This is a genomic window from Asanoa sp. NPDC049573, assembly GCF_040676615.1.
Classification (GTDB): Bacteria; Actinomycetota; Actinomycetes; order Mycobacteriales; family Micromonosporaceae; genus Asanoa.
Window position 1 is genome coordinate 435,128 of record NZ_JBFAPI010000004.1, and the last position, 24,335, is coordinate 459,462.

General features: G+C 72.3%; 22 protein-coding genes. 10 read left to right on the forward strand and 12 right to left on the reverse strand.

Features of this window, described 5'->3' with window-relative positions:
• Window positions 1-19 precede the first annotated feature (19 nt).
• Window positions 20-925 (forward strand): DMT family transporter, encoded by a 906-nt coding sequence (locus AB0J74_RS12140; RefSeq protein ID WP_363447459.1) that lies wholly within the window; start codon window positions 20-22, stop codon window positions 923-925.
• Here AB0J74_RS12140 and AB0J74_RS12145 read toward each other — a convergent pair.
• The 5 genes from AB0J74_RS12145 to AB0J74_RS12165 all read right to left on the reverse strand — a co-directional run bounded on the left by AB0J74_RS12145 (window position 918) and on the right by AB0J74_RS12165 (window position 5,219).
• Entirely contained in the window at window positions 918-2,027 is a 1,110-nt protein-coding gene (locus AB0J74_RS12145; RefSeq protein ID WP_363447461.1) for a globin domain-containing protein, read from the reverse strand. The genes AB0J74_RS12140 and AB0J74_RS12145 overlap by 8 nt on opposite strands.
• A 5-nt stretch (window positions 2,028-2,032) precedes the next feature.
• Window positions 2,033-2,674, reverse strand: coding sequence for a pyridoxamine 5'-phosphate oxidase family protein (locus AB0J74_RS12150; RefSeq protein WP_363447463.1), 642 nt, complete (start codon window positions 2,672-2,674; stop codon window positions 2,033-2,035).
• A 96-nt stretch (window positions 2,675-2,770) separates the two neighbouring features.
• Window positions 2,771-3,526, reverse strand: coding sequence for an SDR family oxidoreductase (locus tag AB0J74_RS12155; protein WP_363447465.1), 756 nt, complete (start codon window positions 3,524-3,526; stop codon window positions 2,771-2,773).
• A gap of 16 nt (window positions 3,527-3,542) precedes the next feature.
• A complete protein-coding gene (locus tag AB0J74_RS12160) occupies window positions 3,543-4,415 on the reverse strand; it encodes an NAD(P)-dependent oxidoreductase (protein ID WP_363447467.1) in 873 nt (290 codons plus the stop codon).
• Window positions 4,416-4,436: 21 nt separating this feature from the next.
• Complete coding sequence (locus tag AB0J74_RS12165) at window positions 4,437-5,219, reverse strand: aquaporin (RefSeq protein WP_363447470.1); 783 nt, start codon at window positions 5,217-5,219, stop codon at window positions 4,437-4,439.
• Window positions 5,220-5,298: 79 nt separating this feature from the next.
• Between AB0J74_RS12165 and AB0J74_RS12170 the strand changes: the two genes are divergently transcribed.
• Window positions 5,299-6,738, forward strand: a complete 1,440-nt coding sequence (locus AB0J74_RS12170) for a PLP-dependent aminotransferase family protein (RefSeq protein ID WP_363447472.1) — start codon at window positions 5,299-5,301, stop codon at window positions 6,736-6,738.
• A gap of 38 nt (window positions 6,739-6,776) precedes the next feature.
• Entirely contained in the window at window positions 6,777-7,310 is a 534-nt protein-coding gene (locus tag AB0J74_RS12175; RefSeq protein WP_363447473.1) for a TIGR00730 family Rossman fold protein, read from the forward strand.
• On the opposite strand, the gene AB0J74_RS12180 is transcribed toward AB0J74_RS12175, so the two are convergent.
• Window positions 7,307-8,707 carry an alpha/beta hydrolase gene (locus AB0J74_RS12180; RefSeq protein WP_363447474.1) on the reverse strand — a complete coding sequence of 467 codons (1,401 nt, stop codon included), beginning with the start codon at window positions 8,705-8,707 and terminating at the stop codon, window positions 7,307-7,309. The genes AB0J74_RS12175 and AB0J74_RS12180 overlap by 4 nt on opposite strands.
• A gap of 156 nt (window positions 8,708-8,863) precedes the next feature.
• Here AB0J74_RS12180 and AB0J74_RS12185 point away from each other — a divergent pair, with 156 nt between their 5' ends.
• Entirely contained in the window at window positions 8,864-10,042 is a 1,179-nt protein-coding gene (locus AB0J74_RS12185; protein ID WP_363447475.1) for a histidine kinase, read from the forward strand.
• Window positions 10,039-10,695: a response regulator transcription factor gene (locus tag AB0J74_RS12190; protein ID WP_363447477.1), complete on the forward strand. Its 657-nt coding sequence runs from the start codon at window positions 10,039-10,041 to the stop codon at window positions 10,693-10,695. Before AB0J74_RS12185 ends, AB0J74_RS12190 begins: the two co-directional genes overlap by 4 nt.
• Here AB0J74_RS12190 and AB0J74_RS12195 read toward each other — a convergent pair.
• Window positions 10,692-11,516, reverse strand: a complete 825-nt coding sequence (locus AB0J74_RS12195; protein ID WP_363447479.1) for an AraC family transcriptional regulator — start codon at window positions 11,514-11,516, stop codon at window positions 10,692-10,694. The genes AB0J74_RS12190 and AB0J74_RS12195 overlap by 4 nt on opposite strands.
• A gap of 72 nt (window positions 11,517-11,588) precedes the next feature.
• Here AB0J74_RS12195 and AB0J74_RS12200 point away from each other — a divergent pair, with 72 nt between their 5' ends.
• A complete protein-coding gene (locus AB0J74_RS12200; protein ID WP_363447481.1) occupies window positions 11,589-12,347 on the forward strand; it encodes a phytanoyl-CoA dioxygenase family protein in 759 nt (252 codons plus the stop codon).
• Here the strand turns inward: AB0J74_RS12200 and AB0J74_RS12205 are convergent.
• Together AB0J74_RS12205 and AB0J74_RS12210 are read right to left on the reverse strand one after the other, a co-directional pair.
• Window positions 12,311-13,213: an AraC family transcriptional regulator gene (locus AB0J74_RS12205; RefSeq protein WP_363447483.1), complete on the reverse strand. Its 903-nt coding sequence runs from the start codon at window positions 13,211-13,213 to the stop codon at window positions 12,311-12,313. The two genes, AB0J74_RS12200 and AB0J74_RS12205, sit on opposite strands and share 37 nt — an antisense overlap.
• Window positions 13,213-13,827, reverse strand: a complete 615-nt coding sequence (locus AB0J74_RS12210) for an alpha/beta hydrolase (protein ID WP_363447485.1) — start codon at window positions 13,825-13,827, stop codon at window positions 13,213-13,215. Before AB0J74_RS12210 ends, AB0J74_RS12205 begins: the two co-directional genes overlap by 1 nt.
• Here AB0J74_RS12210 and AB0J74_RS12215 point away from each other — a divergent pair.
• The 4 genes from AB0J74_RS12215 (at window position 13,826) to AB0J74_RS12230 (ending at window position 20,882) form a co-directional block, all read left to right on the forward strand.
• A complete protein-coding gene (locus AB0J74_RS12215) occupies window positions 13,826-14,665 on the forward strand; it encodes a phytanoyl-CoA dioxygenase family protein (RefSeq protein WP_363447487.1) in 840 nt (279 codons plus the stop codon). The two genes, AB0J74_RS12210 and AB0J74_RS12215, sit on opposite strands and share 2 nt — an antisense overlap.
• Window positions 14,666-14,758: 93 nt before the next feature.
• Window positions 14,759-16,060, forward strand: coding sequence for a Gfo/Idh/MocA family oxidoreductase (locus AB0J74_RS12220; protein WP_363447489.1), 1,302 nt, complete (start codon window positions 14,759-14,761; stop codon window positions 16,058-16,060).
• Window positions 16,060-20,142 carry a glycoside hydrolase family 38 C-terminal domain-containing protein gene (locus AB0J74_RS12225; RefSeq protein WP_363447490.1) on the forward strand — a complete coding sequence of 1,361 codons (4,083 nt, stop codon included), beginning with the start codon at window positions 16,060-16,062 and terminating at the stop codon, window positions 20,140-20,142. Before AB0J74_RS12220 ends, AB0J74_RS12225 begins: the two co-directional genes overlap by 1 nt.
• 47 nt (window positions 20,143-20,189) lie before the next feature.
• The gene (locus AB0J74_RS12230) at window positions 20,190-20,882 is read left to right on the forward strand and encodes a hypothetical protein (protein ID WP_363447491.1); all 693 of its coding nucleotides are present in this window, start codon (window positions 20,190-20,192) and stop codon (window positions 20,880-20,882) included.
• A 78-nt stretch (window positions 20,883-20,960) separates the two neighbouring features.
• Here the strand turns inward: AB0J74_RS12230 and AB0J74_RS12235 are convergent, their stop codons facing one another.
• The 3 genes from AB0J74_RS12235 to AB0J74_RS12245 form a co-directional block, all read right to left on the reverse strand.
• On the reverse strand, window positions 20,961-21,866 hold the full coding sequence (locus AB0J74_RS12235) for a carbohydrate ABC transporter permease (protein ID WP_363447493.1): 906 nt from the start codon (window positions 21,864-21,866) through the stop codon (window positions 20,961-20,963).
• Window positions 21,867-21,878: 12 nt separating this feature from the next.
• A complete protein-coding gene (locus tag AB0J74_RS12240; RefSeq protein WP_363447495.1) occupies window positions 21,879-22,811 on the reverse strand; it encodes a sugar ABC transporter permease in 933 nt (310 codons plus the stop codon).
• A gap of 67 nt (window positions 22,812-22,878) precedes the next feature.
• Window positions 22,879-24,321, reverse strand: coding sequence for an extracellular solute-binding protein (locus AB0J74_RS12245; protein WP_363447497.1), 1,443 nt, complete (start codon window positions 24,319-24,321; stop codon window positions 22,879-22,881).
• Window positions 24,322-24,335: the final 14 nt, after the last annotated feature.

Genomic DNA, 24,335 nt, shown 5'->3' on the forward strand with positions numbered 1-24,335 from the left:
GCGCCGCCGGGGGATGATCGTGACTGTTGCCGTGGGGTTCGGCCTGCTGGCGGCGTTTCTCTTCGCCGCCGCTGCCTCGCTGCAGCAGCGCGCCGCACACCGCCACCCGCCGGAGGTGGTCGACGCACACGGTCCGCCGCACCGGACGGCGATTTTCGTGAGCCTGTGGCGACTGATCCGGCGCCTCGTACGCGAGCCGTTGTGGCTGATCGGTTGGAGCACCAACCTGGTCGGCTTCGGCGCGCAGGCCCTGGCGCTGCGGTTCGGATCGGTGGCGCTGGTGCAGCCGCTGCTGGTCACCCAACTGCTGTTCGCGCTGCCGATGGCGGCCGCCTGGCGGCAGCGGCGGCCCAACGGGCGGGACTGGCTCTCGGCGGCGCTGATCTGCGGCGGGCTCGTGGTGTTCTTCGCCGTGCGCGGCGTGGCACCGGTCGACGGTGCGGCCAACCGCCTGCACCTGCTGCTCGGCTGCGTCGCCGCCGCGGCCCTGGTGCTGCTGATCCTGCCGTTCAGCGAGGGGATGCCGACCCTGGTCCGGGCCACCATGCTGGCCGTCGCGGCCGGCATCTGCTTCGCCGTGAGCGCCGCCATGATCAAGGTCACGACCGAAGACCTGCTGGTACGCGGCGTCCTGGCCACCGCCCGGGACTGGCCCGGCTATGTCCTGGCCCTCTCCACCCTGGGCGGCCTGCTCCTCGGCCAGGGCGCGTTCGCCGCGGGTTCGCTGGCCTCCGCCGTCGCCGCCATGTCGATCACCAACCCGGTGGCCAGCTACCTGCTGGGCGTCTACGCGTTCAAGGTGGCGCCGCCGCAGACCCCCGCCGCGCTGGCCGGCCTGGCGGTCGCGGGCGGGCTGATCTCGCTCGGCGCGGTCGGGCTGGCCCACTCGCCCCTGGTGCGGGCGGGCGAACCCGCGCTCAGTTGAACGCGTCGTACTTGATCCGGGTGATCGGCACCCGCAGGCCGGTCAGGGTGGACAGGGTCGAGGAGACCATCGTTGGCGAGCCGGCGACGTAGAAGTCGTGGTCTTCCCACGGCCCGTGGTCGGCCAGCACCTCCTCGACATCCCCGTGGACGGCGTCCGGAAAGTCCGGATCGTCGCTGACCGTCCGGGTCAGTGTCAGCCAGGCGTGCCGCGCCACCAGGTCGTCGAGATCCTTCTGGTCGTAGAGGTCCTCGCGCCGGCGTACGCCGCGGAACAGGTGCACGAACCGGGTCCGGTTGTAGCGCGACAACTCGTCGATGAGCGCCTTGACCGGCGCCAGCCCGGTGCCGCCGGCCACGCAGACGATGTCGCGGCGGGAGTCGCGGTCGAGCGTCATGGCACCCATCGGGGCGGCCAGCTTGAGCAGGTCGCCCTCCTTCAACCGGCGGACCAGCGACCCGGAGACCTGGCCGCCGCGCACGGCCCGGATGTGGAACTCGAGCGTGCCGTCGTCACGCGGCGCGTTGGCCATGGAGTAGGTGCGCCAGAGCCGGGGCTGGTAGGCGCACTCGATGCTGACGTACTGGCCCGCGCGGAACTCCATCGGTTCCAGCGGCCGGCAGGTGAACACGGCGACGTCGGGACCGCGCCGCTCGTGGCTCACCACGTCGGCGTACCAGAACGGCGGGCCTTCTTCCTCCTCGGCGCCGGCCATCATCCGCTTCGCGATGTGGTCGTAGACGTCGCCCCACGCCTGCTCGTATTCCAGCCGCCAGTCCTGGCCGGCGTATTCGCGCAGCGCGTCGACCAGCGCCGACTTCACCATGATGTAGTGCTCGGGCTGCACGTCGAACTTGCGGTGGTCGCGGCCGAGGGCGCGCAGGTACTCGTCGGTCCGCTCGGGATCGTCGAAGTGCTGGATCGCGGTGACGATCGCACCCAGCAGCCGGGCGCGCTGGGTGTCCATCTGCACCGGGAACATGTGCCGCAGGTGCGGGTAGGACAGGAACAGCCGGGCGTAGAAGTAGCCGGCCACCTTGTCCTGCCGGTCCTCGACCAGCGTCCAACTCTCCTTGAGCAGCGTCGACAGGTTGCTCCGCAAGCCGTTCACCGCCCCGCCGGCCGGCGTTGCCACCAGCGCCGCCGCTCCGGGACCGGCTCAGCGGCGGCGCGCCGGCGCACCTCGAAGTAGTCGCCGCCCTTCCGGCGCGCGTCGTCCGTACCCCAGGATCGGTCTCTGGGCACTTTGGCCAGCAGCGGGATGTGCTTGCGGCAATGGATGTAGGCCTCCTCGACGTCGACCCGCACCCAGCGTACGCAGCGCCGGTCGGTGGCGATCTCGGGCAGGTCTTCGACGATCTCCGCCCGGCCGTTGACGTGCAGGCCGATCAGGTCTTCGAAGAAGTCGACGAACAGCAGGCCCGCGTTGCCGTTGACGGCGATGTTGCCGAGGCTGGCCATGACGCCGTTGCCGCGATATTCCGGCCAGGCCACCTGCCGCTCGTTGAGCACGGACACGAAGCCGGGCGGGCCGGCGCGGAACGTGCTGTCACACCGCCCGTCGGCGTCGGCCGTGGACACGAACATCATCTCCTGGCGGCCGATGAACCTGGTCATCGTGTCGCTCAGGCGATCGACCACCTGGGTGTCGTAGAAGCGCTGCGCCCGCTCTCGCGTCCCGTAGGCCTGCTGCAACATGCGTTCGCCGACCGAACCAACCAGGCTGTCGACCCCGACCGGTGCATCCATTCCGCCTCCCACCCGTGCAAACCGCCATCAAGAAGGTCGCACTGGGTGGGAGGCGATGTCGCACATCTTGTGCGAGATGGGACCAGAACAATCCGATCAGGCGTTGTAACCGCCGTGCGCGTCGAGCACGGCGCCGGTGACGTAGGACGCCGCCGGGCTCACGAGGAACCCGATGGCGGCGGCGATCTCGTCGGGGTGGCCCATCCGCTGGATCGACAGCGCGCCGAGGAGGGCCTTGAGCGTCTCCGGGTCCGGCGGCTCCATGCCGCTGGCCATCAGCCCGGCCTCCACCACGTTGGCGGTGATGCCGCGGTGGCCGAGGTCGCGGGCCACGCCCATGGTGTAGCGCTCGACTCCCGCCTTGGTCGCCGAGTAGTCGGCCACGCCGGGGACTCCGACCCGGGTGCCCAGCCCGGAGCTGACCGTGACGATCCGGCCGTTCGGCCGCAGCACCCGGGACGCGGCTCGGATGATGGCGATCACGCCGAGATAGTTGGTCGCGTGCATCAGGTCCAGCGCGGCCCTGTCGGCCTCCGGGTCGTCGACCGTGCGGCCCTGCTCCGGCGAGATCGCCGCGTTGTTGACCAGGATGTCCAGGCCACCGAACTGCGCGACCACCGCGTCGATCAACGCCGGCGCCGCGCTCATGTCGGCCTGGTCGGACTGGAAGGCGATCGCCTTGGCGCCCAGCGCGGACACCTCGTCGACGACGGCCTGCGCCTTCGCGGCGGAACTGGCGTAGGTGAAGGCGACGTCGGCGCCCTGGGCGGCCAGCAGCCGCACGGTCGCGGCCCCCAGCCCGCGCGATCCGCCGGTGACCAGGGCGACCTTGCCGGTAAGCGGCTGATTCATGTTCGTCGTCTCCTTGCTAGGACATCTGGTTGGCGAAGCCCGTATGCCAGGTGGGATAGCTCAGCTCCCACCCGCGCGAGCGGGCCAGGCTGTTGGACACGCCCCGCGCCCACTCCAGGCGTCCGGAGGTGGGTTCGGGCGCGGGCACGCCGAGCGCGGCGGCCAGCACGGGCACCCACTCGCGCCCCTCGGCCGGGTCGTCGTCGGCGATGTTGACCGCGCCGCCGGGCCAGCCGAGGGCGTCGAGCGTGGCCCGGGCCGCGTCGGCCACGTGCACGAACGACGTCACCGACCCGTCCGGCACGACACTGCCGATGAACGGCGTGTCGACCCGGCCGGACAGCACGGCGGCCGCGGCGCCGCCCGGTGCGTACCAGGTGCCGGGGCCGTAGAGGATGCCGAAGCGCAACAGCACCGCGGTGTCCAGTTCGGACGCCGTGGCCTCCATCGCCACGACACCGTCGACGAGGCCGCGGCGGGGCTGTTCGGCGTCGACGTCGAGCGGGTCGGTCTCGTCGGCCGGCTTCTCCCCCGGCGCATAGCCGAAGCCGACCGACTGGATGACGATCCGGTCGGTGCCGGCGGCCCGGGCCGCGTCGACCAGGTTGCGGGTGCCGTCGACGCGCAACCGGTTGGTCGCCTCGCCGTCGGCGCCGGCCAGATCGGTGAGCTGGTGGACGATCGCGTCCGGCGCGGCGGCCAGCACCGCCGCGCGCAGGCCGGCGCGGTCGAGCACGTCGCCTCGCACGGCCGACGCACCCTGGCGGCGGACCCGTTCGGCACCGCCGGCCGAGCGGGACATGCCGGTGACCTGGTGGCCCGATGCCACGAGCAGCGGGACGAGCAGCCGGCCGACCACTCCGGTGGCGCCGGCGACGAAGATTCGCATGGGTCTGTCCCCCGATGATTTCTAGGTGTGCACCTTTTCGGCGACGCGCACGGGCGCCGGGTGGGCGCGGTACGTCAGCCGCCTCCGGCGGGACCGCCGGAGGAGATAGCGCTGGATCAGGGCCCCGGCACCCGCGCCGAGCACCGGCGCGACCAGGTAGATCCAGAGGTCTGTGGTCTGACCGGCGAGCACGGCCGGGCCGAGTTGCCGGGCCGGGTTGATCGAGCCGCCGCTGAGGGGGCCGAGCACCGCGATGACCAGACCGACGGACACCCCGATGACGTACGGGACCAGGCGGGCCAGGCCGTGCCGTACCAGGAAGAATGCGAAGACGAGGACGACGGCGGCCATCGCGCCGAACTCGGCGGCGAAGACCGCGGCGGGCGACCAGGTGGCGGCCGGCCGGATCGCGCCGACCGCGACCATCGGGTGGCTGGCCGCGCTCCCCCACGCCAGCAGCGCGAGGCCCGCGCCGGCCACCGAACCCGCGAGTTGCGCGAGCACGTAGGGCACGACCCGGCGGCCCGGGAAAGCACCCATCAGCCACAGGCTCACCGTCACGGCGGGGTTCATGTGCCCGCCGCACCGCCGGCCGATCGGCGTCAGGATCAGCCCGGTCAGCACGGCGCCGCTGAGCCCGCCGATGACGATCAGGGCGGTGCTCAGGTCGGCGATGAACAGCGGGGAGTCGGGGTGCCGCAGCCACCGGATGACCGTCACGGCGACGAAGAGCAACACGGTGGTCAACACGAACTCGTCGACGCTGCGCCACAGGAGGTCCAGCTTGCGGATCGATGCGCTCACGATGACCTCCTCGGCTGCTCGGCGGATCTTTCGCTGGCAACGCTACGAGCCGGGTGGCATCGGAGTATGGTCCATTTCCATGGCGGAAACGTGGGCCACTTCGGGGTCTGGCGAGCCGGCTGAGACCGGCGTTGACCTGCACCTGGACCTGACCGGCCCGCGGTTGCGCGAGGGGCTGACCGACGCCCTGCGCGACGCGGTGCGCAGCAAGCGACTGGCACCCGGCACCCGGCTGCCCTCGTCGCGGACCCTGGCCGCCGATCTCGGCGTCGCCCGCAACACGGTGGCCAACGCCTACGCCGAGTTGATCGCCGAGGGCTGGCTGACCGCGCAGCAGGGCTCCGGGACCCGGGTGGCTCGGCGGGTCGAGCCGCGCCGGGCCGCGCCCGCCGCGCTCCGGCCGAGACTGGCCGGGCAGCGGCCGACCTACAGCCTGTTGACGGGTTCGCCGAACCTCGCGCAGTTTCCCCGCAAGCAGTGGCTGGCCGCCGCCCGCCGGGCGCTGACCGCGGCACCGCACGAGGCGTTCGCCCTCGGCGAGGCGCACGGCCGGATCGAGTTGCGCACCGCCCTGGCCGACTACCTGGCCCGGTCCCGCGGGGTCTACGCCGACCCCGAACGGATCGTCGTCTCCGCCGGTTTCCACCACGCGCTGGGTCTGATGGCGCAGGCCCTCAAGGCCCGCCGGGTACGCACGGTCGCCGTCGAGTCCTACGGCCTGGACATCTACCGCGAGCAACTGTCCAACGCCGGCCTGCGGATCCCGCCCCTCTACGTCGACGACCACGGCGCACGCACCGGCGACCTGGCCGGGATGCCGGATGTCGGCGCGGTGCTGATCACGCCCGCGCACCAGTTCCCGACCGGGCACGCGCTGCCACCGGCCCGGCGCGCGGCGGTCCTCGACTGGGCGCGTGCGACCGGCGGGCTGATCCTGGAAGACGACTACGACGGGGAGTTCCGCTACGACCGCGAGCCGGTCGGCGCGCTGCAGGGCCTCGACCCCGACCGGATCGCCTACTTCGGCACGGTCAGCAAGTCGCTGGCGCCGGGGCTGCGGCTGGCCTGGATGGTGCTGCCGGACTGGCTGGTGCCGGAGATCATCACGGCCAAGGGGTATCTCGACTGGCTGTCGAGCGCGACCGAGCAGTTGACGCTGGCCGAGTTCATCGCGTCCGGCGACTACGACCGGCACGTCCGCGCGATGCGGCTGCGCTACCGGCGCCGCCGCGACGAGCTGGTCGCGGCCCTGTCCGAGCGGGCACCGGCGATCAAGGTGACCGGCCTGGCCGCCGGTCTCCAGGTGGTGCTCGAACTGCCGGCCGGCACGGAGCGGTCGGTGATCGAAGCGGCCGCCGCGCGCGGGCTGGAGATCAGCGGGATCACCGAGTTCCGCTACGAGACGGCGGACGCCGGCTGGCGGCTGCCGGTGAAGGACGCCCTGGTGATCAACTATGCGGCGCCGCTGGACAACGCGTGGGCGGGCGCGCTCGACATTCTGTGTGACGTGCTGGCCTAGCGTTTTGGCGGTCGCGGATCGTGGGGTTCACTTCAGGCATGAACATCTGCGTCTTCCTCTCCGCCGCCGACCTCGACGAGCGCTACACCCGCCCGGCCCGGGAGTTCGGCCAGTTGCTCGGCAAGGGTGGCCACACCCTGGTGTGGGGCGGTTCCGACACCGGCCTGATGAAGGTCGTCGCCGACGGGGTGCGCGACGGCGGCGGGCGGCTGGTCGGCATCTCCGTGGAGATCCTGCGCGCGCTCGTCCGGGCCGACGCCGACGAGATGGTCGTCACCAGGGACCTGGCCGCCCGCAAGGCGCAGTTGCTGGCCCGGTCCGACGCGATCGTGGTGCTGGCCGGCGGCCTCGGCACCCTCGACGAGGCCACCGAGATCCTGGAGCTGCGCAAGCACCGCCTACACGACAAGCCGGTGGTGCTGCTCAACACCGACGGCTTCTACGACGGGCTGATCCTGCAACTGCGCCGGATGGACGCCGAGGGCTTCCTGCCGGTGCCGCTCGACGGCCTGGTGCACGTCGCCGACGACGGCGCCGGGGTGTTGGCCTACCTGGAGACCGCGGCGACCTAGGCGGTATCGGCCCGCACCTGGGCCATCGCGTCGACGAACCGGTCCGGTTGCTCGAACATCGGCCGGTGTCCCGACGTCTCGAACACGACGAGCCGCTTGACCGGCGCGTCGAGCAGGCCGAACCACTGCGCGAACGGCACCGCGAGGCCGCGCATCTCGTGTGCGCCCTGCATGAAGTAGGCCGGCACCCGCAGCCGCGGCACGTCGGTGCGCAGGTCGATACGCTGCAGGTCCGGATACTGCGCCTGCCAGCTGTCCATCATGGAGTTCAACGTGTGCGCCTTCTCCAGCACCGTGTATTCGGGGGTGGCGAGGTTGTCCGCCATCCCGGCGGCGGCGTTGTCGTCGCCGTACACCCCGGCGGTGTTCGTGATGATCGGTTCATACGAGAAGAAGTCCGGGTACGGCGGCGGCCCGCGGTCCACGAGGGTCCGTTCCAGATCCCGCTTCCCGGTCGCCCGGGCCCACGCCAGGATGTCGGCGTAGAAGATGCGGTCGGTCTCGGGCAGGTCGACGGCCTGACCCACGCCGATGTAGGCCCGGTAGAGTTCCGGGTGACGAGCGGCGGCGAGCGCGCCGAGCAGCGAGCCGCCCGAGTGCGCCAGCAGGTAGATCCGGTCCTGCCGGAAGCGGGCGCGCAGATAGTTGGTGACGGCGATCGTGTCGGCCACGCCACTGTCCAGGCCGGCCGGCGGGCCGCCGTCGAGCGCGCCGTAGGACTTGCCGCCGCCGCGCCGGTCCAGCGTCACGACGACGAAGTGCTCTTCCAGCGCGCCGAGGTGGCGCCGCACGGAGCCCATCTCCATGCCGCCCGGCGCGCCCGGCACGTAGAGCAGCACCGGTGCGGACGTGTCGCGTCCCCTGATCATCAGGCCGAGCCCGTCGACCGTCGTGAGTTCGGCGACGCCGCCGGGGATCGCGGCCGTGCGGGCCGGGAGCACCGCCGCGGCGGTGGCCAGCGCGACGACGGCCGCGAGCGCACCGACGCCGGTCCGCCGCAGGTAGCGCGGGATCCGCTTGCCGGGAGGCCGGCCGCGGCGGCCGAGCGCGGCTCCGTAGGCGGCGGCGACCATCATCGGCAGCACGGAGAGCACTCCCTGCACCCCGCGCCCGGCGATCTGCGCCGCCACGCCGAAGGTGCTCGCGTGGGGGCCGTCGACGGACGGCCCGTGCAGCCGCACGCGGGCCAGTTCGAGCGCGGCGACGAACACGGCCGGCGCGGCCAGCATCGCCCAGCGCGACCGGCTCGCCCACCCGGCGAGGGCGCCCACCGCCGCGCTCAGCCCGACCGACCAGAGGGCCTGCGCGGCGGTCAGCGGGCCCCGCGGCTGCCAGAGGCCGGCGCCGACTCCCCACGACACGGCCAGCACGATCCAGGGCAGGTTCCGTTGTGTCATGGGCGCCAGCATGAGTGGGCGGCGGCGCCGCTGACATCGGCCCGAGGTCGTGCCGCACCCGTTCCGTCGGATCCGGTCCCGGCCACGACTTTGGTAGGGGTCCGATGCGGACTTCCGGCGCTGCCCATCGCCCGGTCCGGGCCGTACCCTCGGCGTATGTCCGGTCTGCCCTTCACGCTGCTCGTGCCCGAGCCGCCGGGCAGCCGCGGATCCGGGGTGCGGGACCGGCTCGCCGACGTGATCGCGATCGGCTGCGCGTTGGTCTACGGCGCGCTGATGGTGTCGATCGGCGACGCGACCAGGCCGGGTGCGGCGGTGCCGTGGCCGGTCGACGCCGCGATCGGCGCCGGCTGCTGTCTCGGCCTGCTGGCACGCCGGCGCTGGCCGGTGGGCGTCGCCGTCGCGGTGCTCCCGGTGACCGCGGTGTCGGTGCTGTCGACCGGCGCGGCCGTCGTCGCGCTGTTCACGGTGGCGGTGCACCGCCGGGCCCGGGTCGCCCTGTTGCTCGCGGCGGCCTACGTCGCGACCGTCCCGGTCTACTTCCTGCTGCACGACCGGCCGGAGTTCCCGCTCTGGGTCGACCTGGTGGCCCGTGCCGGCCCGAGTTCGGCGGCGATCGGTTGGGGCCTGTTCGTGCAGGGCAACCGGCGGCTGACCCACTCGCTGCGCGACCGGGCCGCGCGCTTGGAGGCCGAGCAGCACCTGCGGGTCGACCAGGCCCGGCTGACCGAGCGGGCCCGCATCGCGCGGGAGATGCACGACGTGCTCGCCCACCGGATGTCACTGGTCAGCCTGCACGCCGGGGCGCTGGAGGTGCGCACCGACGCGCGGCCCGAGGAGATCGCCGTCGCGGCCGGCGCGATCCGCACCAGCGTGCACGACGCCCTGCAGGAGCTGCGCACCGTGATCGGCGTGCTGCGCGAGGGTGCGGCCGGTCGGCCCGAGCCGCCGCAGCCCGGCCTGGCCGACCTGGCGGAGTTGGTCGACGACGCCCGGGCGACGGGCATGACGGTGAGTTTCACCTGCGAGGTCGAGCCCTCCGGCCCGTCCGTGGTGCTCGGGCGCACGCTCTACCGGGTCGTGCAGGAAGGGTTGACCAACGCCCGCAAGCACGCACCCGGTGCGGCCGTGGCGGTGCTGCTCGACGGCGCGGCGGGCGCCGACCTGCGGGTCCGGATCACCAACCCGCTCGGCGACGCACCGCCCGCCGGGCCCGGCGCCGGGATGGGACTGGTCGGCATCGCCGAGCGGGTGGCCCTGGCCGGCGGCCGGGTCGAGCACGGCCCCGACGGTGCCGGCTTCCGGGTCGAGGCCTGGCTGCCGTGGCCGGCGTGAAGCGCATCCGGTTGGCCATCGTCGACGACGACCCGCTGGTGCGGACCGGCCTACGGATCCTGATGGGCGGGTCGCCCGACATCGAGGTGGTCGCCGAGGGCCGCGACGGCACCGAGGTCGACGCGCTGGCCGACGCGCACTGGCCCGACGTCGTCCTGATGGACATCCGGATGCCCACGGTGGACGGACTGGTGGCCACCCGCCGGCTGCGGTCGCGGCCGGCGCCGCCGCACGTGATCGTGCTGACCACTTTCAACGCCGACGAGCACGTGCTCGACGCGCTGCGGGCCGGCGCGAGCGGCTTCCTGCTCAAGGACACCCCGCCGCTGGACATCATCGAGGCGGTGCGCACGGTCGCCGCCGGGTCGGCCACCCTGTCGCCCGCGGTCATCCGCCAGCTGATCGACCACGTCGCCGACCCGCTCGCCGGCCCGCGCCGCGACCGCGCCCGGGCCCGGCTGGCCAGGCTCACCGATCGGGAGCGCGAGGTCGCCGTGGCGCTGGGCCAGGGCTGGTCCAACGCCGAGATCAGCACCCGGCTGTCGATGAGCGTGCCGACGGTCAAGGGACACGTCTCCCGGCTGCTGGCCAAGCTCGACCTGAACAACCGCGTGCAGGTGGCCCTGCTGGTGCACGACGCGGAGCTGCTCTAGCGGCGCGGCACGAAGGCGTGCCGCGCGGCGTCGCGGAACGTGCGGGGCGACGAGCCGTGCGCCTCGTGGAACTGGCGGCTGAAGTACGAGGCGCTCGCGAACCCGCACGCGTAGGCGATGTCGGAGACCGTGCGGGTGGTGGTGGCCAGCAGGGCGGCCGCGTGCCGCAGCCGCAGGTCGGCGACGAAGCCGGTCGGCGTGGTGCCGTAGTGGCGGCGCACAGTGCGGGCGAGGTGGGCGGCGCTGACGTGGGCCAGCGCGCGCAGCCGGGGTAGCCCCTCGCGCAGGTGATCTTCCCGGCTCATCGCCGCCGTGGCGGTCAGCAACCAGCCGGGGATCCCGGGCGGCGGACCGGGCGCCGGGGTGGCCGGCACGAGCAGGTCGACCACGTCGCACCAGAAGCGCAGCAGGTCGGGCTGGCGCGGCGCGTCGTGGAACCGGCGCAGGGTGGCCGCGCAGAGGTCAACACCGCGGTCGTCGCGCACCAGCGGCGGGAGCGCGCCGCCGCCCCACCGCGGGTCGAGGCCGGCCAGGCCGGCGAAGGCGCGCCAGCCGGTGGCCGGGAACGCGATGTTGTAGAAGCGCAGCGGGCCGACGATCGTATGGTGGTCGCGCGGCCGGACCAGCACGACGTCGCCCGGGTGCAACGGCTGCACCCCGGCCTGCGACACCACCTGCTCGCCCGCGCCGGAGACCACCGCCATCACCTCGAAGTAGTCGCGGTGGCTGTGCGGGTTGGACCGGCTCTTCAGGTCGACGAGGGCGGCGTGGAAGGGCCGGCCGAGCGCGTGGTCCTCGAACCGTTCCGCCCGCTCGGCCACATCAACACACTACAAGTTCTGGTTCCGGCCGGCCGTATCCCGCGCACCCGGGGCGGTGGCACGGTCAACGGCATGTCTGACACCTCGTACGACCGCGACGGCTACGCCATCTTCCGCGACGTCATCGACGCCGACCTGATCGCCGAGACCAGCGACCACGTCGCCTGGCTGGAGCGGCGGCATCCGGACGTGCGGCCGGAGCAGCTCGGCCACACCTTCCTGCGCGATGACCCGTTTTGGATCCGCCTGATCAGCGACGACCGGCTGCTCGACATCGCCGAGAAGTTCGTCGGGCCCGACCTCGCGCTGTTCGCCTCGCACTACATCAGCAAGCCGCCCTTCACCGGCCAGCCGGTGCTCTGGCACCAGGACAGCGCGTTCTGGCCGCTGGAGCCGATGGAGGTGGTCACCCTGTGGCTGGCCGTCGACGACTCCACACCGGACAACGGCTGCGTGCGCCTGGTGCCGGGCAGCCACACCCGCGACATCGCGGCCATGCGGGCCAACACCGAGGTCGACAACGTGCTCGGCCAGGAGATCGCGGTCGAGGTCGACGAGGCCGACGCGGTCGACATCGTGCTGCGCCCCGGCGACGTCGAGGTGCACCACCCCAACATCATCCATGGCAGCAACGCCAACACGAGCCCCCACCGGCGCTGCGGGCTGACCATCCGCTACATCCCGACCTCGACCCGGATCCTCGGCGACGAGCAGCCCTTCCCGAGCGCCTTCTGGCTGCGCGGTGAGAAGGGCGTCAACAGCTACCAGCCGGTGCCGACCTTCGACGCCGCGCGTCATTTCCCGTTCCGCGACGCCAACGCCTGGTCCTGACCCTGCGCCGCCCGCCGGTGCTCCCGCGGCGTTCGCCCGGTCACCTGCCGGAAGACCCGCGCGAAGTGCTGGCTGGAACCGAACCCGACCGCGAACGCGATGGTGGTGACCGGCAGGTCGCCGCCGGCGAGCAGGTGCCGGGCCCGCTCCACCCGGCGCTCGTTGAGGTAGCGGTGCGGCGTCATGCCCACCTCCTGCGCGAACAGCCGGGCCAGATAGCCCGGTGCGAGCCCGATCGCCCGGGACAGCTCGTCGAGCGTCCAGCGCCGCGCGCTGTCCCGGTCGATCAGGTTGCGGGCGGCCGCGACCGCCGGGTGGCTGGCGAGCGTCGGCACCGGGTGGGTGTCGCGTAGCTGGCGGCTCAGCTCGAGCACCAGGCGGTCGACCGCGAGCAGCAGCCCGGTGGTGCCGTGCCGGCGCACCGCGGTCAGCTCCCGGCCGATCTGCCGGAACGTCTCGGCCAGCGCGTCGGAGCCGGCCCGGTGCACGGCCGGCGGCTGCCCGCGCCAGTCGGCGGCGAGGTCCGGGTGGCGGACCAGCACGGGCGACAGGTCGACGGCCGCGAAGCAGAAATGGTTGTGCCGCGCCGACTCGTCACGCATGTGGTGCGGCACGCCGGGCCCGACGCCGAGCAGGTGGCCCGGCCGCAGCGCGAACACCTCGCCACCGGCCTGCCAGCTGCTCTCGCCGTGCATCTGGAGGTAGAACTCCCAGACCCGGTGGGTGTGCGACGCGATCCGGAACCGGGCCGGGGTCCACTGCTCGCCGGCGTGGACGAGGCCGGTGCCGTCGCCGGGTTCGGTGCGCACGTCGGCGTGGAACCCCGCGGTCACCCCGGACGGGCGGAACACCGCTACACCGGACATCAGTCCACCAGCGCGCCGAGCAGTTCCGCAAAGGTCGGCCGGGCGAAGTGCGCGTACCCCTGGAACTCGCGGTAGCGCAGGTCGACCACCGTGTCGCGGATCCGCCGCACGCTCACCTGGATGTCGTCGAAGTCGTCATCGGAGTGGAAGACCGTCAGGCCGGCGGTACGCGCGGCTACCCGCGGATCCAGCGTGAAGTCGAAGAAGCCCGGCGCCCGGCCGGTCGGATCCAGCCAGGGCGCGACCAGCACCACGCGGCCCACGAAGACGCCGGGGTGCTCGCTGAGCCAGCGCAGCAGGAACCCGGCGCCACAACTGTGCGCGGCGAACAGTGTGCGCGGGCCGACGTCGTAGCGCTCGAACTCGTGCCGCCAGGCCGGATAGTCGGGCTCGAAGGCCCGCGGCATCTCCGGTGTGTGCGCCGGGATGTCCCGCACGATCAGCTGCTTGGCCAGCCAGGGCAGCCAGTGGTGGTTGCTCGGCGAGGGCACCGACGGGTCGTAGAACTCCGCCTCGCCCGGCTTGCCGTGCAGGATCAGCGCGTTCGGTTTCGCACCGAACTCGGTCGGATCAGGCACGAACGCGCCGGGCCCGCTACCTACGTTCGACACCATGGATCACTCCTTCTTGCCCGGACCCGAGGACGTCGCGGCGTACCGCGACGACGGTTTCTGGGTCTCGCCGGTCATCGTGCCCGGCGCGGTCCTCGACGCCGCCGAGCGTGGAATGCGGCGCTTCTACGCCGGGGAACGGGACGCCGACCTCGACGGCCCGCACGGCTGGACCCCGGCCGACGGGCCCGGGCTGCGCAAGAACGACTACGCGTCGCTCGTGGTGCGCGAACTCGCCGACCTCGTGCGCCATCCGGCGATCGCCGCCAGCGCGGCTCGGCTCGCCGGCGCCGGTGGGATCCGGCTCTGGCACGACCAACTGCTCTACAAGCCGGTCGACACCGCCGGGCCGGACGCGAACGTCGGCTGGCACACCGACCGGCAGTATTGGCAGACCTGCTCGTCGGAGAACATGCTCACCGCCTGGGTCGCCTTCCACGACGTCGACGAGGCCGGCGGCTCGGTGTCGTTCCTGGAGGGCAGCCACCACTGGGACGTCGACGGCCTGGACTTCTTCGCGCAGGACCTGGACCTGCTCACCGACCGGATCGCCCGGCAGGGCTTCCGGGTGAAGGTGCGGCCGACCGCCATGCGGCGCGGGCAGGTCAGCTTCCACCACTGCCGCACGGTGCACGGCAGCGGCCCCAACCACGGGAGCACGCCGCGCCGGTCGCTGGCGATACACCTGCAACCGGCCGACAACCGATGGCGGCGGCATGTCGGGCCGGCCGGCCGGCCGGCCCGACACGGCAACGACCGGCTGGTCGGACAGGTCGACGGGGTGCCCGACTACACGGATCCGCGGGTCTGCCCGCAGCTGTGGCCGCCACATTCCGGCTAGCGTACGGCTTGTTGTTGGACCGGTCCACTGTTAGCGTCCCTGTCGCGGTGGACCGGTCCAGCGCGGTCCACACGAGACCGAAAGGCAACAGCCATGCCAGCGTCACGGGTCGCCATCGTCGGCACCGGCCATCGCGCCCAACTCTTCACCGCGGGCCTGGCCAGCCGGCCCGCGTACGAGGTGGTCGGCCTCTGCGACCCGAGCCCGACCCGGATGGCGTTCCACAACGCGCTGCTGGCCGAGCACGGCCGCCCGGCGGCCTGGACCTGGGCACCGGTCGACTTCGACCGGCTGCTTCAGGACGTGCCCGACCTGGTCGTGGTGACCTCGCCCGACGCCACCCACGACGCCTACATCGTTCCCGCGCTGCGGTCAGGCGCGCGGGTCATCACCGAGAAGGCGATGACCACCGACGCGGCCAAGGCCCGCCGCATCATGGCCGCCGTCCGGGACACCGGCGGCGACCTGAGCGTCGCGTTCAACTACCGGTTCAACCCGGTCCACGCCAAGGTCCGTGAGCTGCTCCGGTCCGGCGCGATCGGCGAGGTCGTGTCGGTGCACTTCGAGTGGCTGCTCGACGTGCGGCACGGCGCCGACTACTTCCGGCGCTGGCATCGTGAGCGCGTCAATTCCGGCGGGTTGACAGTGCACAAGGCCAGCCACCATTTCGACCTGGTCAACTGGTGGCTGGGCGCGCGGCCCGTGTCGGTCTACGGCCAGGGCCGGCTGGCGTTCTACGGCGCCAACGGGCGGCGGACCGGCTACGCCCGCGACTACGTGCGGGCACACGGCTCGCCGGCCGCGCAGGACGACCCGTTCGCCATCCACCTGGCCGACAACCCGGGCCTACGGGGGCTCTACCTCGACGCGGAGGCCGACTCGGGCTACATCCGCGACCAGAACGTGTTCGGCGACGGCATCACCATCGAAGACGACATGGCGCTGGTCGTCGGGTACGACACCGGCGCCTCGATGAGCTACCACCTCACCGCGTACTCGCCGTGGGAGGGCTACCGGGTGATGTTCAACGGCACCGGTGGCCGGTTGGAACTCGAGGTCGAGGAGGCACGGTGGACGCAGCCGGCGGCCCGGGTCGAGTCCGCCAAGGGCTCCGTGCACGGTGACCTCGCGGCCGCGACGGCGGGCGGGGCCCGGATCCTGGTCCGCCGGCTCTGGCAGCCGCCGGAGGAGGTGACGGTTCCCTCGTTCGACCACGCCGGGCACGGCGGCGGCGACCAGCGGATGCTGGCCGCGCTGCTGGACGGCGCCGCGGACCAGTTGGCCGACCGGGCCGACGCCGGCGACGGGCTGCTCGCGCTGCTGCCGGGGCTCGGGGCCAACGAGTCGTTCCGCACCGGGCGTGCGGTCGACCTCACCACGCTGCTCGAGGCCTGATGTCCCTGCGGATCGAGGCGATCGAGTCGACCGACCTGTTCGTGGGGACGGTGGGCGAGCCGCGGCAGGTGGTGCGGGTCAGGGTCGCGGGTGCGGCTCCGGGCGTACCCGTGGAGGTTTCCGGCTTCGCCGCCGACCCGGACGCCGCGGGCGTCGCGGTGGTCGAGGTCGGTCTGGCGGTCGACGGGCCGGTCGGCGCTTCCGTGCCGGTGTCGGTAACCGCGCGCTGCGGCGGCGAGACGGCGCACGGCTCCGGCACCGTCGTCGTGGCCGAGCCCGGCTGGACCGTGCATCTGGTCTCGCACTTCCACTACGACCCGGTGTGGTGGAACACCCAGGCCGCCTACACCAGCGAGTGGAACGGCCTGCCCGGCCCGGCGCAGGAGCACCGCGCGGCCTACCAGCACACCGGGTTCGACCTCGTCCGCACGCACCTGGAACTGGCCCGGCGCGATCCGGACTACACCTTCGTGCTGGCCGAGGTCGACTATCTCAAGCCCTACTGGGACCGCTATCCGCAGGACCGTGCGCTGATCCGCCGGCTGCTCGCCGGCGGCCGGCTGGAGCTGATGGGCGGGACCTACAACGAGCCCAACACCAACCTGACCGGTGCCGAGACGACCATCCGCAACGTCGTGCACGGTCTCGGCTTCCAGCGGGACGTGGTCGGCGGCGACCCGGCGACCGCGTGGCAGCTCGACGCGTTCGGACACGATCCACAGTTTCCCGGCATCATGGCCGACGCCGGGCTGACGTCGAGTTCGTGGGCGCGCGGTCCTTTCCACCAGTGGGGCCCGATGATGCGGGTGGCCGGCGACGTGGTGACCGACGCGTCGGCGATGCAGTTCCCGAGCGAGTTCGAGTGGATCGCGCCGAGCGGGCAGGGTTTGCTGACCAGCTACATGCCGGCGCACTACAGCGCCGGGTGGTGGATGGACTCGGCCGCGACCCTCGCCGAGGCCGAGGAAGCGGTGCTGCGGCTGTGGCGCCTGATGCGCCCGGCGGCGGCCACCCGCCATATCCTGCTGCCGGTCGGCACCGACTATTCGCCGCCGAACAAATGGCTCACGGCCATCCATCGTGACTGGAACAGCCGCTATCTGTGGCCGCGGCTGGTGTGTTCGTCGCCCCGTGAGTTCTTCGGGGCGGTGCGCGAGGCGCGTCCCGCGCTGAGCCCGCAGACCCGCGACATGAACCCGATATACACCGGCAAGGACGTGTCCTACATCGACACCAAGCAGGCGCACCGGGTCGTGGAGAACCTGCTCGTCGACGCCGAGAAGTGGGCGACGCTGGCTTCGGTGCACGGGTCGGCGCGCTATCCGGTCGAGGCGCTGGACCGGGCCTGGCGGTTGCTCATCTATGGCGCGCACCACGACGCGATCACCGGGACGGAGTCGGACCAGGTCTACCTCGACCTGTTGGCCGGGTGGCGGGAGGCGCACGATCTCGCACGAACGGTGCACTCCGGCGCCCTGCACCACCTCGCCGACCAGATAGCGACCACCGACGCCAGTGTGCTGGTCTTCAACCCGTCGTCGTGGTCGCGCACCGACGTCATCAGCGTTCCGATCGATCCGGCGATGCGGGTCGCGGACGCTTCCGGGGCGCCGGTGCCGGCCGTGCGGTCCGGCGACCGCTTGACGTTTCTGGCGCGGGACGTGCCGTCGCTGGGCCATCGGACCTACCGGCTGATGCCGGCCGCCGCCGCCGGCTGGACTCCTGCCGACGGTTTACGCATCGCCAACTCCGCTTACCGGCTCACGGTCGACCCGGCCCGCGGCGGGACGGTCGCTTCGCTCGTCGAGGTGGCCAGCGGGCGCGAACTGCTGCGGCCCGGGCGGGTGGGCAACGAGATCCTGGTGTACGACGAGTACGCCGAACACCCCGAGTTCCACGAGGGCCCGTGGCACCTGCTGCCGACCGGCGGCCCGGTGGCGGCCTCCGGCTCGCAGGCCGCCACCTCGGTGCGGGTCGAGCACAGCCCGGTCGGCGAGCGGGTCGTCGTGACCGGTGTCGTCGGGCCGGTGCGTTACACGCAGACGCTGACGCTGATGTACGGACTGTCGCGGGTGGACTGTGAGACCCGGGTCGACGAGTTCACCGGCAGCGACCACCTGGTGCGGTTGCGGTGGCCGGTCGGTGTGCCGGGTGGGCTGCCGCTGTCCGAGGTGGCCAACGCCGTGGTCGCGCGGGGGTTCGCGCATCCCGACGTCGACAGCGCCCTTCACCCGTGGACGCTGGACAACCCGGCGTACCGCTGGTTCGGCTCGGGGACCACCGCCCGGGTCACCCTGGCCGACGGTGCCGCCGTCGGTCAGCGGGCGATCGGTGTGGCCGAGGTCGTCACCGCCGATCCCGCCGGTCTGGGGCGGCCGCTCGCGGTGGCGCTGGTGCGCGCCGGGGTCACCGCGACCTGCACCGAGCCCGACGCGCCGCGCTACGGCCGCTCGCAGATCGACTCGAACCTGCCCGACGTGCGGATCGCCGTCGGGGGTCCCACTCGCAACGCTTTCACCGCCCGGGCGCTCGCGGCCGCCGGCCCGGCCTACGAGGCCTCGTTCGCCCGGCAGCTGGCCACCACCGGCTCCGTGCGCATGTGGCTACCCGCTTCGTCGCCGTTGGACGAGGTCTGGCGGCCGGGCGCCGACCTCACCGGCGTGCGCGACCTGCCCGTCCTGCTGGTCGCGTCGGACGATGACGACGCCGCGGCACTGGCCGCCCTCGTCCGCGACCTGGCCGACGCCTCGATCGACGTGCCGCAGCCCGCGGCGCTGTGGTCGGCGGAGCCCTACGCGGACCGGACCGTCGCGGTGCTCAACCGGGGCATACCCGGCTTCGCGGTGACCGCCGACGGCGGGCTGCACCTGTCGCTGGTGCGGTCGTGCACCGGCTGGCCGACCGGCGTGTGGATCGACCCGCCGCGGCGGACCGCGCCGGACGGATCAGCCTTCGCCCTGCAGCATTGGAGCCACTCGTTCGACTATGCGCTCACCTCCTCGGACGGTGACTGGCGGGCGGCCGGGATCACCGGGCAGGCGCACGACTACAACCATCCACTCGTGGCCGTGGTCGCTTCGGCACACCCGGGTACGTTGCCGCCCGACTCGGCGCTGCTGACCGTGTCGCCCGGTGCGGTGCTCACCGCGCTGAAGGCCACCGGCGACCCGCTGGCGTCGGGCCGGCCGGCCGCTGCCCGGGCGGGTGTGACCGCCCGGGTCTACGAGCCGCACGGGCGCCCGGTCGCGGTGCGGCTCGACGGGCCGGGCCTGACCGTCACCGGCCGGGCCGACGTGCTGGAGCGCCCGCGGTCCGGTGACGTCGGCGCACTGGCGCCGTTCGAGATCGGCACGTGGTTGCTCGACGCGCCGGCCGGTGATTCGTCCGTCGAGATCGGGCCGCGGACCGAGCCGGTGCAGCCGGTGTTCGCGAGCTACTGGTTGCACAACAGGGGCCCCGCGCCGATGGGCAACCAACCGGTGAGCGTGCACCTGCACCGCGCCCACGACGGTGCGGTTTCGGTGACCGTGGCGAGCGACCTCACGGACGCCTCGTTCGACGGAACCGTGTGGGTCGAGGCACCGGCCGGCTGGTCGGTCGACCCGGCCGAGCGCCCGGTGCGCCTCTCCCCCGGCGGGTGGACCTCCTTCGCCGTCGACCTCGCCGCCGGCCCCGGCGCCGAGCCAACGGGGGTCGTCACGGCCCGGTTGGACCACGCCGGCACCACGGTCGAAGACGTCCTGCCGATCGGCGATCCCGGCCCCGCGCTCGCCGCCGACCTCGACGTCGACGAACTCCGGCTGCGTCCGGGCGGGCAGGCGACAATCACGCTGGCGCTGGCCAACCCGGCCGCCTACGCCGTGCACGGCGAGGTCCAGGTGATCAGCCCGTGGGGCACGTGGGAGATGCTCGGGCCGCACACGCAGGGCTTCGCGGTCGACGCGGGCGGCAAGGCGTCGGCCGGCATCGAGGTGACCGTGCCGGCCGACGCCGCGCCGGGCACCTGGTGGGCGTTGGCCAAGGTGATGTGGTTCGGCCGGGTCGCCTACACGGCACCGGTGCGGCTGGTGGTCGACCCGTGACGCCGGCCTGGATCCGTAATGGGCCCGGTGGTGCTCGGGCAGCGGCGGTGGCCTGGGTCGACGGCGAGCCGGTCGATGCGGCAGCGGTCGACGCCGAGCTGGGCCGGCTCTACCGCGGCCCGGGCGGGCACGCGTTCCCGCCCCCGGACACGGCCGAGGGCCGGCAACTGCGGCGTTGGGTGATCCAGGTGCTGGTGGTCCAGGCGGTTATCGGCGCCACGGCGGCCCGCCTCGAACTCGCGGCGTCGGGCCCGCTGCCGGACGCCGACCGGGTGTCGTTGGGCAGCATCGCGGCCGCCGCCCTGGCCCGCTCACCGCACGCGGCGGCCGTCTTCGACGCGGTCACGGTCGATGTGACGGTCACGGCGGCGGAGATCGCCGCCTACCGGGCGGCCAACCCGGACCTGGCCGCCGAAGAGGTCCGAGTGGTTCGGCACGTCCGCGCCGGCCGGCCGGTCAACGGGGGCCGGCCGTATCGGCTGCGTCGTGCCGAAGCACTCGGGCCGCTCGTCTTCGCGGCGCCGCCGGGCGGCGTCGTCACCGCCGGCGCCGACGTGCTCGAGGTCCTCGACACCGTCGACACCGGCGGCCCGGACCCGGCGGCGTCGCTGTCGGCGGCCGCGCGGGCGGCGGCGTTCGCGCGCTGGCTCGACGTCGAGATGCGCGACCGCGTCCGGCGCGCGCCCGGTGCCGAGCACCCGGCGGACCCGGCCCAGCCGGACCATAGCCACCGGCACTAGGGTCCGGCTTCCGGACGCGGCCGTGGCCCCACCGGTGCGGCCCACCCGCTCGGGTGCGGACGGGTGGGCCGCACGCGGTCAGCCCTTGATGGCGCCGGCCAGGCCGTTGACGAAGAAGCGTTGCAGCATCACGAAAAGGGCGATGATCGGGACCAACGTGATGATGGAACCGGCGCACAGCAATGTCCACTGTGTCGAGTTCTCGCCGATGAAGGCGTACATGCCGACCGACAGGGTGCGTTGCTCCGGGCGGGCCAGCGTGAAGACCAGCGGGATGAAATAGCTGTTCCACGCGTTGATGGCGGTGAACAGGCCGACCGTCGCCAGCATCGGGCCCGACAAGGGCAACATGATCCGCCAGAAGGTCTGGTGGAAGTTCGCACCGTCGACCTTGGCCGCGTCCTCCAGCTCGGCGTCGATGGTCTGGAAGTAGCCCATGAACAGGAACGTGCCGAAGACGACGCCGCCCGCGGCCTGGACGATGATGATCGAGAAGAGGGAGTTGAGCAGGCCCAGTTTCTCCATCAGGTCGAAGATCGGAATGATCGTGTAGCCGTGCGGCAGGAACAGCGTCGCCGAGATGAGGAACAGGAACAGACCCCGACCGGGGAACGGGGCCCTGGCCAGCACATAGCCGGCCATCGCGGTCACCAGCAAGGTGCCTACGCAGGTGCCGATGGTGATGAGCAACGTGTTGACGAAGTAGGTGCCGAACGACGCCTGTTCCCACGCCTGCTGGTAGTTGCTCCACAGCAGGTGCGCGGGCAGCGGGTTGAGGCCGCGGCCGAAGAACTCGTCGGTGTCCTTCAGTGAGCTGCCCAGCGTCCACAGGAAGGGATACATCCACGCGATGCCGCTGACCAGCAGCGCCACGTGGGTCATCACCACCGCGGCGCGGGGGCGGCGACGGCGCCGGGGTCGGGGCGGAAGCGGCGTGGCCGGCGGGGACGGAGCGGGCACCCGCTCGGTGGCGACGGACGACATGGCGAAGCCTTTCTATTTCGCGGCCCGGCGCCGCGCCAGCGAGCGCAGGACCACGACCTGGACGACGGAGAGCGCGATCAGCAGGATCCCGTAGAAGAAGGACGCCGCCGAGGCCAGACCGACGTCGGGGTCGACGTCGCCCGTACCGCCGAAAGCCAGGTGGTAGATGTATGTGTTGACGACCTCGGTGGCGAAGAACGGGCCGCCGTTGGTGAGCACCTGCACCATGTCGAAGACCTGGAACGAGCCGACCAGTGCGAGCAGCAGGATCACGATGCCGACCGAGCGCAGCATCGGCACGGTGATGAACCGGAACGACGCCCAGCGGCCGGCACCGTCGAGCCGCGCGGCCTCGTACAACTCCTCGGGGATGGTCTGCAGGCCGGCCAGGAAGTAGACCAGGTTGTAGCCCAGCGTGTGCCAGATGCCGACCACGATGATGATGCCCATCGCGAACCGCGGGTCGCCGAGCCAGTCGATGTAGTCGTCGATCAGGTGCAGGTCGCGCAGGACGTTGTTGATGACGTCGCCGAAGTTGGAGAACAGCAACTGGATGACCACGCCGATCACCGCGGCCGACGTGACGACCGGCAGGAAGAAGACCGTGCGGTAGAACGACGCGAAGCGCAGCTTCTTCTGGTTGAGCACCAGGGCCAGACCGAGAGCCAGGAAAAGCTGCACGGGTACGACGATCGCGACGTAGAGGAACGTGTGCCTGACCGCACCCCAGAAGATCGAGTCGCCGATGATCCGGCGGAAGTTGTCGAGCCCCACGAACTCACTCGGATCCCCGATGCCGTTCCACCTGTAGAGGGTGTAGCCGAGCGAGGCCGCGATCGGGTAGACGATGAAGACCAGCAGGAGCGCCAGCATCGGCAGCGCGTAGGCGTAGGACCAGCGGGCCGTCCACATCCGGCCGGCCAGCGACTCGCGGCGCACGTTCATTCGGTGTTCCTTGTCGTCGGTGGCGCGGGGCCGCCGGGCCGATGGGCCCGGCGGCGCCCCGCTGTTGTCAGGCCGGCTTGACCACGTAGGGCTTCGTCGGGTCCCAGTCGGCGAAGGTGTAGTCGGCCATGCTGACCTTCGCACCCGCCTTCGCGGCCGCCGCGACCCCGTCCTCCTGCGCCTTGTTGAGCCGCCCGTCAAGGTCCGAGAGCGCACCGGCGACGTCCTTGAGCTGGCCGGTGTAGAGGCCGGCGAGCACGTCGTTGATGTCCGGCTTGACGGCGTCGACCTTGACCGTGGCCAGTTCCGGGTTGCGCAACGTGGGGTCGGGTCCCGGCAGGTTGGTGGTCGAGGTCGCCACGTACTGCGCGAACGGCGCGAAGTCGACCAGTGACGGGTCGTTGTTCTCCGCGTACGCCGACAGGCCGAGGCCGGCCTTGACCCACCGCTGCCCGGCCTCCTTGCTGTAGAGCCAGTCGAGCCAGGCGAAGGCCGCGTCCGGGTTGGCGGTCTTCGCCGAGATGCCGAACATCCGGGCGCTGCTGCCCTGGCCGTAGTAGAAGTAGCCCTGCGGCGTTCCGGTCGGCGACGGCAGCGTGACCAGGCTGTAGTCGGTGAACTTCGACTCCTTCCAGGCCGCCTGGCTCCACACGCCGTTGACGATCATGCCGAACTTGCCCTGTGCGAAGAAGGCTCGGGCCTGCTCGTCGGAGGCGCTCATCGCGGTCGGGAAGATGAACCCGCGCCGCTTCCAGTCGAGCAGCAGGCCGATGAAGTCGGCGTAGTTGCGGTCGGTGCCGTAGGTCCACTTGCCGACCCGGTAGTCGAGGTTGTTGGTGCCGCCCACCGAGCCGGCGCCCCGGGTGAAGATCTCCGTCAGCCACGCCAGCGCGCCGCCCTGTGAGTTGCCGAAGCCGAGGCCGAACGCCTTGCCGCCGGCCTTGCTGGTGATCGCCTCGGCCGCGCGGGTCACGTCGTCCCAGGTCTTCGGCAGTTGCGGTGTGCCGTCGGCGTTGACCAGACCGGCCTGCTTGAACAGGCCGTGGTGGCAGTAGAGCTGCAGGTTGGAGCCGGCGCCGTTGAACGGCGCGCTGTAGGTCTTGCCGCCGAACGTGTTGCCGCCCTCGCCGAACCAGCCCGGGCCGAACTTCGCCTTCCACGACTCGGTTGCCCACTTGTCGAGCGGGAGCAGCCAGCCGGAGCTGACCTGCTCTGAGACCGTGGGCGTACGCGCGATCTGGAACACGTCGGGCGCCGTGCCGCTGCGCGCCGCGAGCGCGAACAGGTCCGGGTACTTGTCGGTGACCTGGGTGGTCTTGCGGATCGAGGTGTCGCCGTGCGCCGCCTGGAAGAGCTTGATCTCGTTGTCCATCCAGTCGGCCTGGCTGACCAGCCAGTCCCAGCTGGCGATCTGTGAGCCGGCCGCGGCCTTGTCGTCGGAACCGCAGGCGGCGAGGGCGGGGGTGAAGGCGGCCGCGACGGCTGCCTTGATCAACGTACGTCGTTGCATGGTTGCTTCTCCTG

Coding starts and splice junctions, on each gene's coding strand:
- AB0J74_RS12150 (WP_363447463.1), bottom strand. CDS start 2,674: ATGGATGCACCGGTCGGGGTCGACAGCCTGGTTGGTTCGGTCGGCGAA.
- AB0J74_RS12155 (WP_363447465.1), bottom strand. CDS start 3,526: ATGAATCAGCCGCTTACCGGCAAGGTCGCCCTGGTCACCGGCGGATCG.
- AB0J74_RS12160 (WP_363447467.1), bottom strand. CDS start 4,415: ATGCGAATCTTCGTCGCCGGCGCCACCGGAGTGGTCGGCCGGCTGCTC.
- AB0J74_RS12170 (WP_363447472.1), top strand. CDS start 5,299: ATGGCGGAAACGTGGGCCACTTCGGGGTCTGGCGAGCCGGCTGAGACC.
- AB0J74_RS12175 (WP_363447473.1), top strand. CDS start 6,777: ATGAACATCTGCGTCTTCCTCTCCGCCGCCGACCTCGACGAGCGCTAC.
- AB0J74_RS12180 (WP_363447474.1), bottom strand. CDS start 8,707: ATGACACAACGGAACCTGCCCTGGATCGTGCTGGCCGTGTCGTGGGGA.
- AB0J74_RS12185 (WP_363447475.1), top strand. CDS start 8,864: ATGTCCGGTCTGCCCTTCACGCTGCTCGTGCCCGAGCCGCCGGGCAGC.
- AB0J74_RS12200 (WP_363447481.1), top strand. CDS start 11,589: ATGTCTGACACCTCGTACGACCGCGACGGCTACGCCATCTTCCGCGAC.
- AB0J74_RS12205 (WP_363447483.1), bottom strand. CDS start 13,213: ATGTCCGGTGTAGCGGTGTTCCGCCCGTCCGGGGTGACCGCGGGGTTC.
- AB0J74_RS12215 (WP_363447487.1), top strand. CDS start 13,826: ATGGATCACTCCTTCTTGCCCGGACCCGAGGACGTCGCGGCGTACCGC.
- AB0J74_RS12210 (WP_363447485.1), bottom strand. CDS start 13,827: ATGGTGTCGAACGTAGGTAGCGGGCCCGGCGCGTTCGTGCCTGATCCG.
- AB0J74_RS12220 (WP_363447489.1), top strand. CDS start 14,759: ATGCCAGCGTCACGGGTCGCCATCGTCGGCACCGGCCATCGCGCCCAA.
- AB0J74_RS12225 (WP_363447490.1), top strand. CDS start 16,060: ATGTCCCTGCGGATCGAGGCGATCGAGTCGACCGACCTGTTCGTGGGG.
- AB0J74_RS12235 (WP_363447493.1), bottom strand. CDS start 21,866: ATGTCGTCCGTCGCCACCGAGCGGGTGCCCGCTCCGTCCCCGCCGGCC.
- AB0J74_RS12240 (WP_363447495.1), bottom strand. CDS start 22,811: ATGAACGTGCGCCGCGAGTCGCTGGCCGGCCGGATGTGGACGGCCCGC.
- AB0J74_RS12245 (WP_363447497.1), bottom strand. CDS start 24,321: ATGCAACGACGTACGTTGATCAAGGCAGCCGTCGCGGCCGCCTTCACC.